The organism is Companilactobacillus mishanensis, assembly GCF_003946505.1.
GTDB lineage: Bacteria > Bacillota > Bacilli > Lactobacillales > Lactobacillaceae > Companilactobacillus > Companilactobacillus mishanensis.
Genome location: NZ_RHON01000002.1, coordinates 338,271 through 355,712, shown reverse-complemented (window position 1 = coordinate 355,712; position 17,442 = coordinate 338,271). Strand labels below are relative to the sequence as shown.

Below are 17,442 nucleotides of genomic sequence, written 5' to 3'. Positions count from 1 at the left end.
GCTACAAATATGAGTTTAACGCCGACACTAGTTCCAGATTGATTTGTGTCAATCCAGGAACATCGGTCACTAAATTGATTTGTCTATCACCACTAGGATCCATCACTATCAGGCCTGTTGAAAAGTCAGCCCGTTCGTTATTCGTTGTGACAGTTTCAGTCTTGAAATAATCTGGTTTAGTTATCGCAAAGGCTGTCAACGTATCCCAATTGATGAACCCATCCAGTTGCCAAATTTTTTGATTAAACACCATCCAATTTGAAAGTGTCTCGTGTAACCATGTGTTTTTATCATCATCACTGGACTTTAAGAACCTAAAATCAGAACGCAGAGTTGGCTTATCTGAAATGTATTGTCCACTGACAATTGTCAATTTAGTGGATCCTTTAAAGACGCTCTCAAATCCTGCGGGACAAATGGAAAAATTTAATTCATCCACATGGATATTGTTAATGAATAAATCATCAAATCGGCCACCCATGATTACTATTTGCGCAACCTTGTCATAGAAATTCGAATCAATGTCTTGTGCATCTTTCATATTTCTTAAACTACCAGTAGCTAAAATAGTTATTTCTCCAGGATATTTATTGACCTGTTCGACTAAATATTCCGCCGCTGGTGAAGTCCCCTCAGTGTCCTTCTCATTACCTAAATAGTATGGTATTTCGAGTGAAAACATATCGATCATTTGACTAGTCTGTCGTTCAACTTGCTTAACAGTTCCATTACCAAACGTCAAAGTTAATCCCAAAATATCAATATCAGACTGTTTGTTCAAATATAGAAGTGCCAATCCATCATCGACATCTTTCTCTTTGAGTCCCATGGTATTATCACAATCGTAAATTAATTTCATAGCAACTCCTGTACGGTTTTATTATCAAGCTGTTTCAAATCTCTCTTAAAATCAACATCAAGCAATGCATCAGTTAGAAAGCAACTCTTATGGGCCTGTTTGAATAAAGTAATGGTAGTTTCCAAGACACTGTTAGTACTCCAAGAAATGTCTGCATCTAGAAATTCGTCCGAATCATGATCGTTAGTCCCAAAGAGATAATAGCCGCCATCAAAGGTTGGTCCGAGAGTCACATCATGGTCAGTTAAGCCATCAAAGGCTGATCTAACAACATCCGCAGTTAAACCAGGAATATCACTTCCCGTTAAAACAACTTTGTCATAACCCATTCTTTGAACCGTCTTGATGGCTGTACTCATCTTATTACCTAAAATCTCGCCAACTTGTGGAAAGGTCTGGATATCGGTGGGAACTTTTGATAAAAACTCGTTCTTAATTCGTTCATCATGTGCTTGGTATACCAGGAATACATCGGCTAAATCTTCTAAGCTTTCGCTCAATTCGATAATATGCGTCAACATCCGTGATTGTATTCTCGAAGAATCCTCTGGTGTTAGATCTGGCTGCATTCTAGTTTTAACAAAGCCTGCCTCCGGTATTTTGGAAAAAATTATATAAGCGTTCTTACTCAAACTGTCACCCCATATTTTTTAAGTAAAGGTATTGCAAAATCAGGTTCTAAAAATGATTGTGAAACATGTAAAATATCCTCGTTTTGAATTGGTTTTTCATCATACGTTGCTACTAACATACCACACCACGATAACGCCCTCAGCAGCATGAATGGCATGTACAACTTTAGACTCTGCTTAACTTCATCAATTGATTTTTTGGTCAAATTACAATAACGATTCAAAAATAAATCAACTTGTTCCTTAGACAAAGTTTCTGTTGTCCTGAACAGCGTTGTAGTCTCGACCATAAATTGAGATAAATCTTGGACATAACTGCTGATGACTGGTTTTTCCCAATCAATCAACCATCCGTAGTCATCTGTTATCAAAAAATTTCCTGAGTTAACTTCTGTATTGACTAAGCAAAGCGGCTGTGACTTGAAGTATTCGTCGGCATTATTTTTCTCACACCAATTCTTCAAATCGAACAGTATTTTAATTTCTTCAGGTTCCAACTTGTCAGTGTTGGCGACAGGTTGTAATAACTGTTCAGCTTCTTTGATTCGATCTGAACAAATACTCTGTTCTATCTTTAATTTTGAAATATCATTTTGCGACATATCCAAATTATGAATTGAGGCAAAAATTTCAGCTGCCATCTTCAAATCTCTCTGGTAATCCAATGGCCTACCTGGCAAATATTGCTCGATCAAGATGTCCATGGGAAAATCTTGTTGGGAATCATCCAAGTAATATGCAACCGGAGTATGTTCACTCGGTTCCAAAATTTTCAAAGCATCATACTCGTAACGTGCTTGTTTTTGGACGTTTATTTGTGATCCATAATTGATCCGGAAAACTAGCTTTTCCCCGGATGTATCTTCAATCAAATAGTTTCGGTTGTACTCACCTTGAGCTAGAAAGGAAACAGATTTTAAATCGGCGAAACCGATTGATTCTAATATTTGTTTGTCATTTAAATAGTCTGAAATATTATCGATCATTGATTCAGTCATTTATTTTTCCTTTCTATAATAAACTTTACTCAATTTTTCAGGACTAGTACCACTCCAATACAGCATTTTGAAAAATTGCATTTTAAAGAATGATGTTAGTTTTCCCTCGGAACGATATTTTCTTCCACTAGTCTGAATCTGGTCACTAAACTGGGTAAATGGTACGCCAGTCTTCCCCAGCTTCATGCTAAGTTCCATATCTTCCATCAATGGTTGGGCTGGGTAACCACCAACAAACTGATACAGCTTCTTATTGATAAACAGTCCTTGATCACCAAAGATTTGCTTTCCAACTCTTGCTCGAAGATTTGATCCAAATTCCATTATTTTGTAAAAACTGGTATCTCGGTCAAACTTCAAAGTAAAGAAACCGATCATTGCCGATGTATTTTTCAAAGTAGAAAGCGGAGAGCCTGATACGAACACAGAATCAGCATGAATGAATAATAGATTTTCACCCATAGATGAATCTGCACCATATCGTAATTGTACGCCACGGTTAGCTTCAGGTGAGGACAAATATTTTACAAAACTAGGTAAAAATCTGGGGCTGTTACGCGACTCACCATCCACAATAATGACTTCGGTATCCGTTAAATCCCAATTCTCAACTTGGCTCAACAGTTTTGTTAAGCCCTCGTCATCCCTAAATGTGGGAATTATAATCGACAACCACATCTAAAACACCTTCGGAATCTTTTTAAAATAAAATGGATAATTGTGATCAACTTCAACGCTATCAGTAGGCAAATTCAGAAAAATCGTCTCACCATTTACCTCAATAATCACTTGTTCATTTTCACCAAACCAAGCTTTATTTAAAACTTTTCCAACAAATGCTGGATAGCTAGTCTCATCTATTTTTACTAAACCAGAATATGGCAGATATAACTGACCTTGTTCAGTCTGCTCAGTCTCAACTGGTCCAGAATAAACATTCGATTGGAATCGATCATTGTCAATTTCTCCAGAAATCAAATTCGATTGTCCTAAGAATTTAGCAACCTCGATACTGTTAGGAGATTGTTCCAAGTCACGTGGAGAATCGACTTGTTTGATGACGCCATCTAATAAAATACCAACTCGATTTGATAACAAATATGCTTCAGTCTTGTAATGAGTTACAAAAATTATCGTCAAATGGAATTTCTGCTGCAACTGTTTTACAAAGTTCAGCATTTCTTTACGTAATCCTTCATCCAAACTAGAAAATGGTTCATCCATCAGGAGTAATTTAGGATTCAAAATCAAGGCTCTCGCCAAAGCAACACGTTGCTGTTGACCACCTGAAAGCTCATCCGGATAACGTTTTGACAACTCAGAAATATTAGTGACTTCCAAAATCTCTTGAGCACGTTTTTTGATTTCCTTTTTGTTGACTTTATTCATTCTCAATCCAAAAGTAACATTTTGGAAAACTGTCATATGTGGAAACAATCGATAATCTTGAAATACCATAATTCCTTTAGGATCATTGTCATCATCCGCAATAAATTCACCAGAACTAGGCTGATCTAACTGTGCCAAGATATTCAGAAGTGTCGTCTTACCACTTCCCGAAGGTCCGAGAATCGCAAAAATACTATCTTCAGGAATCTCTAAATTAATGTTATCTAGTATCTTTTGTTTACTTTTAACTTGTGACAAATTTTTCAGATAATAGGTCATTCTGCACGGACCTCCTTTCTTCTTGGCGTGATCAATACATCAATTATGTACAGTGGAATCAAAGTGACCAACATAAACATAATCGCGTAGATAGCGGCAATCTGATATTTTCCCGATTGTGTGAATGGAAACATTCTGACTGACAACGTGAGAAAATTTCCATTACCGATCAACAACGTCCCCAAATACTGAGTCATTGAAATTATGTAACTCATCATGACAGCACCCTGTAAACCTAATCGGCTCAACGGTAACGTCACATGAATAAATGTTTGTCTTGAAGAAGCCCCCAAATTCAAACTAGCTAACTCATATTTATTCTTCAGAACGCTTAGATTGTCGACCAGCAACTTGATGGCGTATGGCAATGCAAATAATGTATGAACCGCTACCACACCAAAATAACTGCCTTCCAGTCCAAACTTGATCATGACGAAATCCATATTGGTCAACACAGCGATACTCGGAATTATTAAAGGCAAATAAATCAGCACATTCAAAAATGATTTTCCTTTGAAATCATAATAAGAGAGCGCAATTGCTGTTGGGTACGCAATAACCAAAGTTAAAATAACTGTCCCAATGGCTAATGTGATACTCGATGAAAGTGAAGACAGTAATTCATGATTGGAAAACAACATTTTGAAAACATAATTCATATTAAAAGTCTGAGGCCATAAATCTGGATAATGCCAATTGGTCCCGGCCGACAAAACAATGATCACCATCAGTGGCATCAAAATAACCAATAATGAAATCATAAATATAAGGTATCGATTAAGTCGTCTCATCTGACACCTCCGTTATGACCACCTGGAAGTTTTCTTGAAATCAAAATTGCTACAGCCGCAATTATGATTGAAGCCAATGAAAGCACTAAATTCAAGCTCATGACGTGTGGTATCTGGGTAATGTCGCCTTGAACGTACAAATCATAGACATAAACTGGCAAAAGCTCCTTCTGCTGGTTTCCCAACAAGAAAGGAACTTCATATGAACCAAAATTAAATGAAAAGTTGATGATAAATGCGTTCACCAACGCTGGCTGAACTAATGGTAAAGTCACATGCCAAAAAGTCTGCCATTTTGAAGCGCCTAAATTAAGGCTGACGGCTTGGTACTTTGAACCAATCTGTCTCAAAACCAATATCAAAGTGACAATCACGTATGGCGTTTCTTTCCACAAATAAGTCAGGAAAATTCCAATTTGCTTCTGGTCATTTAGGATCAACGGAAAATCAGAATATGACTTTATCAATCCTAGATGAACTAACAAACTTGGTATTAATCCTGTTTGGCTCAATAACTGCAAAAGTGCCAGCACAATAAATATGTGTGGCAACATTACAGGTAATTGGGACACTTTATAGAAGAATCCACTTACTCTACTATTTTTCTGATTGAAATAATTTGCTATTATCAAACCCAATGCACAGGCAAATAAAGCACTGATAATTGCGAAAACCATCGTGCGAAGACAAATTGTCAGAAACATTTTGTCATGAAAAACATCCAGGTAATTATTCAAACTTATTTTTGTTTGATCAAGGATCGGATAATAACCCAGACTGGTAATAAAGGATCTGATGATCGCACTGACGAAAAATAAGATAAAGAACAAATAAAATGGACTAAGCAACAAAACTAATTTCTTTTTAGTCAGCATTCAAAACATGTTCCTTCCAGAGTTGCTCAATAATTGGAATCTTCTTACCAGAAACCTCAGGTAAACGTTTCTTAGCAAGATCATTTACTGGAACAGTATTATTGGTATCGTCTGAATTATTCAACTTGTCTGTCATAGCTGAAGGCATTTTATCTGCTGAATAAGGTGAAACAACCGCCCCATACTTCAAACTAAGTCTAGCAGTTTGAGCTTTTTCACTGAGCATCGTATTGATAAGAACGATGGCTGCAGCCTTTTGTTTAGAAGTCTTTGGAATTGCTAGATAGTTGAAGTTACCAACTGTTCCCTTATCAAAGACAAATGATTGGGCATCGTCAGTAAATTGGCCATCTTGTTTTTGAGTTGCGGCGTACATTTGATTATATGAAAAGTCCATGGCAACTTGATGATCAGCGAACATCTTATCTAACTGAGCAGTTGTTTTAGGATAAGTTTTACCTTGTTGCCATAAGTAAGGCTTGATTTCATTCAAATAGTCCAAACTTGGCTTGATAACTTTATAAACTCCCTCTTTTGTAGCAGGAGCATCATTAAGTTTTTTATAGCCAACTGTTTCATAAATAATATTACGGATGAAGGCACTACCAGTGAAATCTGGAGGAGCAACGTAAGTTAATTTACCAGGGTTGGCTTTTGCCCAAGTCATCAACTTATCAGCGCTAGTTGGGTAGTCGCCCTTAAACATTGACTTGCTACCGATCATAACTAGCTGTGCATTTCCGTAAGGAATTTCCAAATGATCAACCGGTGTCGACATATCTTTTGTTACGTCGGGATCATTAGGATCCATATATTTTTGCATATTAGGAATCAAACTAGACTTCACTGGTCCAGCAAGTAATCCTAACTTTTTAGCATTGTAAAAATTCTCACCGTTGATCCAAACAACGTCCATGTTACCGGAAGTCTTGCCGGCTTCTTTTTCAGTTGTCAATTTGTTAAGAATAGTATCAATATCCATTGGAACACGTTTTAAAGTGATTCCCTTATCTTTCATCATTGGTGTAACAACTTTATCGATCCACAAATTCTGTGTATCTGAACCACCAAATCCATAATAAGTAACAGTTTCCCCTTTTGCTTCTTTCAAAGCAGACTTGTAGCTGTTAGGTAGTTTTTGAGTCTCACTGTCTTTATTGCTGGAACATCCAGCTAAAATAAAAATTGGCATTAGAAATGCCAATAATTTCTTCCCTCTCACAAGAATCCCCCTTAAATCATTTTTTTATGCTGTGCAATTTTCTTTGGTACATATGTTAATAGGAACAATACAATTCCTAATATTGTAAATTTAATTGCTAATTCGAACGACAAACCTTGGGTCAAAATATCCGATGCCATGTATGCGTAAATGAAGCAAGCTGGCAACATTGTTATCCCAGAAATAAGTGAAAATTTCCAGAATCCCATTGGAGTCAGTGCATACGCATAACTTTGTATCGCATAAGGAAAAATGGGAACTAAACGTGTCAGAATTAAAAATGCCACGCCGTTCTCATTTACTCCGTTCATTATTTTGTTAAATGTAGGCTTATCACCGTACTTCTTAACGACTGCATCTTTTAATAATGTCCTACCCAGAATAAACGAAATACTGGCACCGACAGTACTACCGATAACTGTCAACAATCCACCAATAAAACCTCCAAAAGCGATCCCGGCGACTACCGCCAGCATCCCTCCTGGTAACATAAATACTGCAGTTACGACACTCAATAAAATAAATGCAAAGTACCCAATAAAGCCCTGATTCTGAAACCAAGTTTGCATAGCAGAAACGTTGTGTAGTTCGTCGATCAGGCCTGTTTTATAGAAAATAAACACACCGATAGCAATTATTGCTACAAAAGATAAAACTTTTTTCATCTCATAACCTCACAATTACTTAGTGACATCTACACTCCGTTTTGCTTGTTTATTCAACATTACTTTTCTAACTACCAATGAAATGACAACTAGAAGAATAAATGCAATCAATGCAATAAACATCATCATTTTGCTTCCATCCAAACTTCCACCAACTAATGAATAAACAATTGTAGCTGGTAGTTGTCCAATTCCGGTAGCAATCATGAATTTTCCAACTTTCATATCTGTGAAACCAGCACCATAGCTAACCTCATCAAACGATATGAAAGGTAATAGACGTAAGATAATTATCGTATAGTCCCCATATTCATCAAAGAACCCGTCCATTTTTCCAAGTGCATTCTTAGTAATAATTTTTTCAGCAAATGGTCTACCGATACCTCTTGCAATGTAGAAGCACAACAATGCTCCCAACATAGCACTTGCCCAAGATAAGGCTGCACCGAAGTACCAGCCATATAAGTAAGCATTGGCGAAGGTCAATACAAACGCTGGCAATGGTGCGAGGACAGATTGAAAGACCATCAACAATGTAGAAATCAATGGACCCCAAACACCAAAACTATTGATATAGTCTCGAAGACCTTTGATATCAAGTTTGGCCAACATAATACTCATCTTGTTGATGAAATCGTGATAGCCAGGAATTACATAATAAAGTCCAACTAGTAGTACTAAGAAAACAATTGTTACAACTAAGCTGATCTTACTCTGTAAAGTTAGCTTTTTGATTTTATCACCAGAAACAATTTTTGCGACCGGATGAAGACGACTATCAATAAATAGTGCTATCAACCAAACCAACAAAATTATTCCGATAACTGCAGCAGTCCAAGGTAACGACCATTGAGCCTTAAACAGCTCTCTGATAGTAGCACCTAATACCGTCACGAATCCTTGCCAACCAAAAACCATCAATAATAGTATAAATGAGACAATCGTTATTCCCAACGTTTCTGGAAATCTAAAAATCGCCCAATTCTGTTGTAATTTTTTACCGTAGTACATGTAACATAAGTAAACTATGATCGCCACGATAGGTATGATCCAACCTAAAGACATTCTCATTTGAAGCCAAGTTGACTTCCATGCTAATAAAGCACAAAGAATACCAATGACGACTCCATTATAAATAACTCTTAGTCTCGTCATCATTTTTTACTCTCTTCCGAAAACATTATTTAACTTGCATTACGACTTTAAGGTTTGAACCATCCTTAGGAAGAACACTTGATTTACCAGTGAAATGTTCACCATATTTGTATCCGTATTTAGCACCTGAAACGATACCTACAGGACAACTGTCAAAGCAGAGTACACAACCAGTCTTAGCTTTGTTATTAGTCTTCATGTTTCCACCAAACTTGAAATCAAGTTTCTTGAGATTCTTGTTGTTTACTTGAACAGCCTTTTCAGCTTTAACACGTTTGCCATTGATAACAAAGAATACTTTGATACTTGAACCCTTTACTTTTGAACCTGCTTTAGACTTCATATCTAAGTTGTCACCAGGTTTAGCACCAACTTTTTTCAAATCGTTATAGATTTGTTTTGGAGTAGCATTTGTCTTTAGTAATGATTTGTTTCCATTTGAACCATCAACATTAACAATTACGTGTCTTGTTGGTTGTGTGAAGTATGTACCATTAACAGTAGTTAACAATGTAACTTCTTTTTTCTTCTTGTTGTATTGAACAGGATGACTCGATGTAAGTGAGTTACTCTTGGCTGCTTGAACATTAGCAGTTGTTCCTAATGCAATCCCGAAAACTAATAATAAACTGGCAATAAAGCCAATGATTAAACTATTTTTCTTCAAAATATTTATCCCCCGATTTTATTTAAGAATTTTGAAATCTTTAGAACCTGGATTACCTACTTGTACTTGATACTTAGAAGCATCTTTTTGATGTGCTTTATCCCAAGCATACCAACCACCATCAAAGACATGGACGTTCTTCCAGCCAGCCTGATATGTGATGAAGAATGCTGTTGTTGCTCTCCAACCAGTACCACAATAGAAGTAAATGTTACTTGTTGGTTCAATTCCTGCTTTTTCCCATGTTGGAGCAATTTGATCAGCAGATTTAACAGTACCGTTCTTGTTTAATAAGTAAGCTACATCAGCACTTGTCTTACTTGATTTAGCGTAAACAGCACCTTTTGGTTCACCCTTATCTTTGATGTATGAGTAACCACTAGTCTTACCAGTGAATTCTTTCCATGATCTAGTACTTGCTAATTTCAAATCTGGATCAGCTTTTTGAAGTTTCAACATTTGTTTAGGTGTCTTAACTTCGTATTGAGCATTTGCTGGAACTTTAGTACCGAACTTCTTGGCAGCTTTAACTGACTTAGCAGCACCCTTTTGAACTTTCAAATCAGTTTTCTTCCAGCCATTGTATCCACCGTCAACGATTTTGATGTTCTTAACACCAACCCAAAAGGCAGCGAAGGCTACACGTGAAGCAGCATTGATATCAGTTGAATAGACAATCAATGTAGTCTTACTTGTAACACCATTTTTCAATAATAACTTTCTGATTTGCTTTGCAGACAACAAGTTCCATTGGTTCTTTTCAGATTCAACAGAGTTTGTGTTTACATGGATAGCACCAGGAATATGTCCCTTTTTGAAAGTAGAATCATTTCCATATGATGCTTCGAAAATCTTGTAATCTTTAACATCAGTCTTATTATTAATAACCTCATTAACATAATGTGGACTGACGAAAACTCTAGGACCATCTGTCTGCTCAGTATCATCCTTTTGTGCGTAGTACGAATCAGCGGCGTTAACTGGCTTTGCATTCGCACCAAAAATGATCAAAGCGATTGATAAAAATAATGTCGATAAGATCAACATTAATTTAGAACGTTTATTCATTTCTCTTCCCCCAAGTTGATGGAAATAGCTTTCAAGACCATTTACATCGTATTTATGATAAACAATAAATGTTATTTTCAAAAAGTATTTTAAAAAACATTTATTGCCAACGCTTTCATTATATAAGTGTATTTACATCATTACAATGTGAATTCTTTAATTTAGTGAAAATGCGATTGTGATAAATGAAAAATCAGTTTGCAAATCCCGTTATTAAGGAATTTATACAAACTGATTTATTATTTTGTAATTAATATTTAATATTGAAAATCATTATTCATTCAAATGTAAATCTGCTAAATCATTTTTCAACCGTGAAATAGGAATCTGTCCAGGTGCAGACGCTTCTCCTGCCGTTGCAAAGGTAACACAAGAGCCAAGTAATTCACCAGAAATGCGTGATATTTTACCCAGGTCTCCCATCGACATTGTAATAATAGGAAGAGTTAATTTTTTATTTGCCTCGTTTGTTGCTTCAAGTAAGGTCAAGACATCTGTACTTGATTGTGGCATTACTGCCATTTTGGCAATATCTGCACCGATTTCTCCCATGGTACTTAACCTGTTGATAATCACGTCTTTATCAGGAGTTTTGGTAAATTCATGATTACTCATTATTGTGACAATACCTGACAATCTGGCATCATCAACGATTTGCTTTATCGATGATTCATCGTGAAAAAGTTCGACGTCAATTGCGTCCGTCTGCTTAAAATCGATAATATTTTGACAGATTTCAAAATAGGTCTCGTCACTTAATTCCACTTGACCACCTTCAGAACGGGTTCTGAAAGTTGTCAACAAAGGAATATCGTTCAGATCATCTCTTAACAATTTGGCAACGTCATGCAATTTTACTTTGTTTGTTACCTCATCGAAGAAATCAATTCTCCATTCGATCAGATCCGGTCCTGCTGAAACAGCTGCTTTTGCTTGTGACAAAATATCTTTTTCATTACGACCAGTAATCGGAACAGCAATTTTTGGAACTCCCTGTCCAAGAACTATTCTTCCTAAGTTAACGCCTGACTTAGCCATTGATTTCTCCTCTTTCTGGATACATTTTATGAAAATAATAAATCATGAATATACTCAACTGGCATATCTTCACCAGTCCATAATTTGAAAGCTTGTGCTCCCTGCTCAAGCATCATCCCTAATCCATTGAAAACATGTTTCACACCAGCTTGCTTTGCGACAGTCATTAGTTTAGTTGTCCTAGGTGCATAAACCGTATCAAAGACAATCATATCAGGCCTAAACCAAGTTGGGTCTTCTACCAAAGTCAAATCCTCCAATGGTTTCATGCCAACTCCAGTTGAATCACAGTAAATAATTGAATCAGCAATTTCTTTTCTAAAGTCTTCTTTATCATCGATATCATGAAGTGTTGCCTTACAGTTTGTCTTTTCATTGATCATTTCAACGTTACGTTTAGCATTTTCCCAAATAGAATCTTTAGCATTAAATATTGAAATTTCTTTAACACCATCTAGTGCAGCTTGTACAGCAATAGCCGTTCCCGCACCACCAGCTCCAGCAAGTGTCATTTTTTCACCAATAATATTCAGATTCTCATCCTTTAGAGCCTGCATAAATCCAGTTCCATCAGTTGTATAACCAGTCAGAACACCATTATCGTTGACAATGGTATTCACAGCACCAATCATCTCTGCTGCTGGATCAAGCTTATCTAGTAATGGAATCACCTTTTGCTTATTTGGCATTGAAACATTTGAGCCTCTCATGTCCAAAGTTCTAATCGCATTGATTGCATCAGGTAATTTATCATTGGTTACGTCAAATGCGAGATAAACATAATTTAAACCCAGTTTTGCAAAAGCATTATTGTGCATTGTTGGTGACATCGAATGCCGAATTGGATATGCCATAAGCCCTATTAAAATTGTGTGACCATCAATACGTTCTGTCATAATTATTACTCCTATATGTATATATTAGTTATTTAATTATATAAATTTGCTATGTCGTTATATTTTATCTATGATGAATTTGAGGTATAACATTATGAATTTACGACATTTGATTTTCTTTAGAGAACTGGCTAAAACACAACACATGTCAAAAGCCGCTGAAAATCTAGGCATTTCACAACCTTCTTTAAGTTATGCAATGGACAATCTTGAAAAACAATTAGGAGTCCCCTTGTTTAACCGTGAAGGCCGTAATATTAAGCTATCCCGTTTTGGTGAGATTTATCTACCATACATCAATAGCGGATTAGAGCAGATCGAACATGGTAATGCCATTTTGGAACAATCCCTCAACAAGGATGAGGGAAATATAAAATTAGGCTATAACAATTCTCTTGGGCATCAATTGATTCCAAGGCTTGTTGCCGGATTTAAACAAGATGACACAGCTCAAAAAATCTCTTTTGAACTCACTAAAGAGCACGCCAATGAACTGTTTGGAAGATTAGTGGCTGAGGAATTTGATTTTGGTTTGTCAACACGCTATAAGAAATCTGAAGATAAATCAATTACTGATCAATTGACTTTCACGCCATTGATTGAGCAAGAAATTAAAGTTGCCGTGCCGATAGACCATCCCTTAGCTGATCAAACTAGCGTTTCAGTTTCAGAAATCGCTAAGTATCCACAAATATACTTTTCAAAAAACAGTGAACTCCGTCAACTTATTGATAGCATCTTCAAAAAAGCAAAATCAACTCCTAATATCAAACTAGAAGTTGAAGATGAAGACGAAGCCATCGGATTCATCCAATACTACCAAGGAATTTCTCTGATCCCGAACATGCCCCAACTAGACCAAAAGCAGATCAAGCTAATTCCATTAAAGGATAATGACATTAAGTGTCAGTACTATTTGGTTTTGAAAAATAATACATTCTTAACACCAGCAGTTACGAGATTTAAGGATTTCATTATTGAATACTGCAAAGTAAATTATACCGATAAAAATAAAATATTATAAATCATTATTTTAAGTTCGTAACTTTTCGCTAAGTTGTGAACTTTTTTTATTGAAAATTAGCTAGACGCCAATCGCCGATTTATTTCGAGTATTCAAAATCACTACCACACTACATAAAACACCAATCACCGCTATTACACAGTCAAAAACCATGATTGATCTAACGCCGTTATTGTATAAGAACCCAGTTATAACCGGGATTGTGAAAGACGATAAACCACCAGCTGTGTAATAAATACCGGTGACCATCCCTTTTCGCTTAGGAAACAACTCACTCATGATAGTCAATCCAACTTGTAATACACCACCAGCAGCCGACGCACCAACCAAAAATGATCCAATCAAAATCACAGTTGGATTCAAAATTGCGGTCATAGTTGTCAAAGTAACGAATGAAATTACGGTACTTAACAACATAATATGAGTTCCTTTAAGCAGATGTCTACTTGTCAAAATCGTGGTAATTATCACTCCAACAATAGAGCCCATACTATAAATACTGACCAAATATCTGGCATGTGCAGTATTCATATTCAAAGCCTCTTGACCATATTTAGTCAACCACTGACTTACCAAATAAAATGTCGACATTGCAATGTAACCATAAACCGTTAAAGTCACAGCATTAACCTTTTCTACAACAGATAATTTAGATTTTGAATCTTTAAATTTTATACCAGAAACATCAACGTCAACAAACTTTGCTTTTCTAATGAATAAATAATTCAATGCCAAAACAGCAGCACAGAAAATAAACGAATATCCGTACCAGAGATTGAAAGCTTCCAAAATGGTAACAAAAATAGGCAAAATCAATTCCCCAATAGATGCAAAAGCCTTTATTAACACATTAGCAGTTGTCGCATTGGTCGGAAATGTCTCCATTAAAGCCGGATACGTTCCAGAATCCAAAAATGAATTTGCCATCCCTGCTAAAATACCAAAGAAGTATGCCACATAGACATTGGGACTCAGGACAATCCCGATAAAGAATGGAATATACGTCAAAATACCCATCCTCACAAATAATTTTCGACCATATTTATCTGAAAGTAATCCAGAAAAATATAAGACTAAAAGACGTCCAAATCCCAAGGATGAAATAACCATCGCAACTTTTGCATCAGAAACATGCCATTGATCCCCAAGGACATTCATATTCTGCGCCAAAATAACAATGGCCATACCATGTATCAAATAATTCAGATAAAGATGCCAACTAAACTTAACTCGCTCCGTTCGATCCAAAACCCCACCCCTTAATAAAATCCCCGATTGCTTTTTCTATTGTAAATTATGGTTAAATTCCTTGTAATTTTAGAGAAGAAAATAGTCTGATTATTAGAATGTCTTTTACAAACATTCTTAAAACTAGCTGTTAATAACAATTAATCGGATCCACAACTATTATCGTAGATTAAAATATCTTAACAATTAATTAGAACAGTGTGAACCTTTTATTGCAATTAATTTTCATTTGACGAAAAAAAAGTAACAAATCAAGAATAGTTGATTTGTTACTTTTTTTCTAAAGAGTGTCATATAAGGACCAACAAATTTGTGTTTTATAAGTACCTTTCTTATTTCTCCCATTCAATTTTAGAAGAACTCCGTCATCTTTACTCCAATGATCAGTGATTTGAGTTGATTTCTTTCCCGGTACAACCGAAGGACCAAAATCAATCATTGGACCACTTTCCAGAAAATCAATATTGCCGGCTTTATGTTTGAAAATTAAATCGGCATCTAATTGTTGATTAGTATTTCCATCTTTGGATAAAGCCACAGCTTCCGCATAAAGCTTCCAAGGATTCCCAGTAGATCGATTATCAATAACTTCAACCTTCCAACCCTTTTTACGTCTTACTAGTTCATCCTTATAACCTTCGTTTATCTGTTGAAAATATACTTCTTCGCTTACGTCTCCAAATCGCAAATCACGGCCGACGTTATATTCTAACTTTACCGTCCTCGAACGTTCTTTGGTTTGATTATCGACAGCGTAAATTTCTAAAATATTTTGACCTATTTCAAAATTTCCTTTGTCAATTTCGATGTATGCAGCTTTTCCACGTTCTAATCCTGTAATGGTCTTTAAATTAGTTTTACCTTTAATTTTGTAGTAAAGAGTTGTATCAGGCAATGCCGTTAAATCATTCTTATTAACATAAACTGCTATCTTTTGATTTTCCTTAATAGATTGTAAATCTTGAAAATTCTTTCCTTCAGCAGGATCAGTCTTAATGGTTAACGAATTTTGCACAATATCAAATTCATGGGTATCCCCGTCTAATATCAAATATTTGCTTTCAAACCTACCATGTGCTGATCCGATATTATTTCCTAGTGTCTGAGCATTAGCATGAATCCTAATTGTAGCTGTTTTAAGTTTTGAATTCAGATTTCTTTGAAGAACATAAGTTAATTTTGAATCTTTTTGATTAAAACTATCTTGACTTATAAACTCAGTTTCTCCACCCGCATATATTACTTCAGCTGACTGAAATTTCACTTGTGATGGTAGTGTAATTAACGATTTGATTTTTTCCCAATCCTTGGGTCCATTTTGATAATTCAGCTTATAATTAAACGTCAAATCGTCACCTTCGTAAACTGACTTAACCCCATCACTAATTACCTTATTCTGCGTATCGTCTCGTATACTCGGTTCCACATTACCTGATAAGAATGAAGGTACTGATTCAAATATTATCAAGTTATTTTCAAATTCATCTCCAGTGGAACCTGTGAATCCCCATCTTAGCCTATTTGAAGCTGGCGTTTTAAAATGGGCCAGATCCACCTTAAATTTATGCTCCATAAGACTTGAATTCGGATTGAGTTTACTACCATCAATGTTCTTATCATTGAATTCATATTTTAAATTTGCATGTTTACCGTCTTCCAAATTAGTCCATGTAATAGTCATATGATGCCACGTTCCATCGGTAAATTTTCCATAAAATTGACCTGGCTTACGAGGTGCCGACTCTAAATTATAATGTTTAAACAAAAATCCGAAATCTCGTTTCTCATACGTATATTTGTCATCGGGATATTCCATATCAATATGTTGATTAGGTTGTCCTGATAACTCGTAATCAAAACTATTTCCCGCTTTGATATTTGCGGGCACACCGCCACTACCCATACCTGTATATTTGCTACCACCTAAATCCGGAAAAGTATCGAATTCAATGGCAAAACTATTTTGAATTGCTGTATTTGCTATATCTTGTTCTGTAAGATTTTTTCCCTTTACATAATCATATCCCCAGACTCCAAGAGTTTGTCCAGTTCCAACTTCACCGGTACTATATTTTCTTCTCGAAATGGCTTTTTCTTCACGAGGATCATTTTGCAATACAAATGCCATTCCGTCACCAACTTGTCCATATCCACCATTTCCAAAATACAACCACATAGACAAAGTCTGAGGTCTTTTATTTGAACTCGAGATATCAATATAATTAGGTTCCAGCTTCTCCAGTTTGTCATCTGGATTTGAATCACTCCAAATGGCCCCAGTTTGTCTTGGTCCGTCAGTTACTTGTAATATACTTGATAAACTTCGTTGAACAGAATTTCCATCCAATATCTTGGCATTATTCTCAGGAAACTCTCCAAGTTTAAAATAATCAGCAATATTCAATCCCATGGGAGCGGTGCTCAAAGCATTTTGCAAGTCCCCATTACTTGAAATATTTTGATCTCCAGATTCACTACCATCTCGTACGATAACCGGCCGTTGAACCACATAGCCTGACTTCCGCGTATTATCTGCTTTAGAATTATTAGCAATTAATGCAAAACAAAAAAAACAAAAAACAGCTATCACGCTTCCTATAAAAAATACTTTATCCTTTCTATTCTTTTTCGTAGGT

General features: G+C 35.9%; 17 protein-coding genes. 1 reads left to right on the top strand and 16 read right to left on the bottom strand.

The window, feature by feature from the left end; all coding sequences use genetic code 11:
• Position 1: 1 nt before the first annotated feature.
• The 14 genes from EKM63_RS04285 to EKM63_RS04220 all read right to left on the bottom strand — a co-directional run bounded on the left by EKM63_RS04285 (position 2) and on the right by EKM63_RS04220 (position 12,534).
• Positions 2 to 859: a nucleoside hydrolase gene (locus EKM63_RS04285; RefSeq protein ID WP_125704052.1), complete on the bottom strand. Its 858-nt coding sequence runs from the start codon at positions 857 to 859 to the stop codon at positions 2 to 4.
• Positions 856 to 1,491, bottom strand: coding sequence for a TIGR04282 family arsenosugar biosynthesis glycosyltransferase (locus tag EKM63_RS04280; protein WP_125704050.1), 636 nt, complete (start codon positions 1,489 to 1,491; stop codon positions 856 to 858). Before EKM63_RS04280 ends, EKM63_RS04285 begins: the two co-directional genes overlap by 4 nt.
• Entirely contained in the window at positions 1,488 to 2,489 is a 1,002-nt protein-coding gene (locus tag EKM63_RS04275) for an aminoglycoside phosphotransferase family protein (RefSeq protein WP_125704049.1), read from the bottom strand. Before EKM63_RS04275 ends, EKM63_RS04280 begins: the two co-directional genes overlap by 4 nt.
• Complete coding sequence (locus EKM63_RS04270) at positions 2,490 to 3,167, bottom strand: TIGR04283 family arsenosugar biosynthesis glycosyltransferase (RefSeq protein WP_125704047.1); 678 nt, start codon at positions 3,165 to 3,167, stop codon at positions 2,490 to 2,492.
• Complete coding sequence (locus EKM63_RS04265; protein WP_125704045.1) at positions 3,168 to 4,157, bottom strand: ABC transporter ATP-binding protein; 990 nt, start codon at positions 4,155 to 4,157, stop codon at positions 3,168 to 3,170.
• Complete coding sequence (locus EKM63_RS04260) at positions 4,154 to 4,948, bottom strand: ABC transporter permease (RefSeq protein ID WP_125704043.1); 795 nt, start codon at positions 4,946 to 4,948, stop codon at positions 4,154 to 4,156. The genes EKM63_RS04265 and EKM63_RS04260 overlap by 4 nt, the downstream gene beginning before the upstream one ends.
• A complete protein-coding gene (locus EKM63_RS04255) occupies positions 4,945 to 5,823 on the bottom strand; it encodes an ABC transporter permease (RefSeq protein WP_125704041.1) in 879 nt (292 codons plus the stop codon). The genes EKM63_RS04260 and EKM63_RS04255 overlap by 4 nt, the downstream gene beginning before the upstream one ends.
• Positions 5,813 to 7,045, bottom strand: a complete 1,233-nt coding sequence (locus EKM63_RS04250; protein ID WP_125704040.1) for an ABC transporter substrate-binding protein — start codon at positions 7,043 to 7,045, stop codon at positions 5,813 to 5,815. Before EKM63_RS04250 ends, EKM63_RS04255 begins: the two co-directional genes overlap by 11 nt.
• An 11-nt stretch (positions 7,046 to 7,056) precedes the next feature.
• Positions 7,057 to 7,710: a TVP38/TMEM64 family protein gene (locus tag EKM63_RS04245; RefSeq protein WP_125704038.1), complete on the bottom strand. Its 654-nt coding sequence runs from the start codon at positions 7,708 to 7,710 to the stop codon at positions 7,057 to 7,059.
• A 15-nt stretch (positions 7,711 to 7,725) separates the two neighbouring features.
• Positions 7,726 to 8,868, bottom strand: a complete 1,143-nt coding sequence (locus EKM63_RS04240; RefSeq protein WP_225418252.1) for a TVP38/TMEM64 family protein — start codon at positions 8,866 to 8,868, stop codon at positions 7,726 to 7,728.
• A 22-nt stretch (positions 8,869 to 8,890) separates the two neighbouring features.
• Positions 8,891 to 9,532 (bottom strand): YdjY domain-containing protein, encoded by a 642-nt coding sequence (locus EKM63_RS04235; protein WP_125704036.1) that lies wholly within the window; start codon positions 9,530 to 9,532, stop codon positions 8,891 to 8,893.
• A gap of 18 nt (positions 9,533 to 9,550) precedes the next feature.
• Entirely contained in the window at positions 9,551 to 10,600 is a 1,050-nt protein-coding gene (locus EKM63_RS04230) for a sulfurtransferase (protein ID WP_164504901.1), read from the bottom strand.
• 273 nt (positions 10,601 to 10,873) lie between these two features.
• Positions 10,874 to 11,638, bottom strand: a complete 765-nt coding sequence (gene aroD, locus EKM63_RS04225) for a type I 3-dehydroquinate dehydratase (RefSeq protein ID WP_125704034.1) — start codon at positions 11,636 to 11,638, stop codon at positions 10,874 to 10,876.
• A gap of 26 nt (positions 11,639 to 11,664) precedes the next feature.
• The gene (locus EKM63_RS04220) at positions 11,665 to 12,534 is read right to left on the bottom strand and encodes a shikimate dehydrogenase (RefSeq protein WP_125704032.1); all 870 of its coding nucleotides are present in this window, start codon (positions 12,532 to 12,534) and stop codon (positions 11,665 to 11,667) included.
• A 94-nt stretch (positions 12,535 to 12,628) separates the two neighbouring features.
• Between EKM63_RS04220 and EKM63_RS04215 the strand changes: the two genes are divergently transcribed.
• Positions 12,629 to 13,558: a LysR family transcriptional regulator gene (locus EKM63_RS04215; RefSeq protein WP_125704030.1), complete on the top strand. Its 930-nt coding sequence runs from the start codon at positions 12,629 to 12,631 to the stop codon at positions 13,556 to 13,558.
• Between the two features lie 60 nt (positions 13,559 to 13,618).
• On the opposite strand, the gene EKM63_RS04210 is transcribed toward EKM63_RS04215, so the two are convergent.
• Both EKM63_RS04210 and EKM63_RS04205 read right to left on the bottom strand, forming a co-directional pair.
• The gene (locus tag EKM63_RS04210) at positions 13,619 to 14,806 is read right to left on the bottom strand and encodes an MFS transporter (RefSeq protein WP_125704028.1); all 1,188 of its coding nucleotides are present in this window, start codon (positions 14,804 to 14,806) and stop codon (positions 13,619 to 13,621) included.
• A gap of 280 nt (positions 14,807 to 15,086) precedes the next feature.
• Complete coding sequence (locus tag EKM63_RS04205; protein ID WP_125704026.1) at positions 15,087 to 17,396, bottom strand: L-type lectin family protein; 2,310 nt, start codon at positions 17,394 to 17,396, stop codon at positions 15,087 to 15,089.
• Between the last annotated feature and the right edge of the window lie 46 nt (positions 17,397 to 17,442).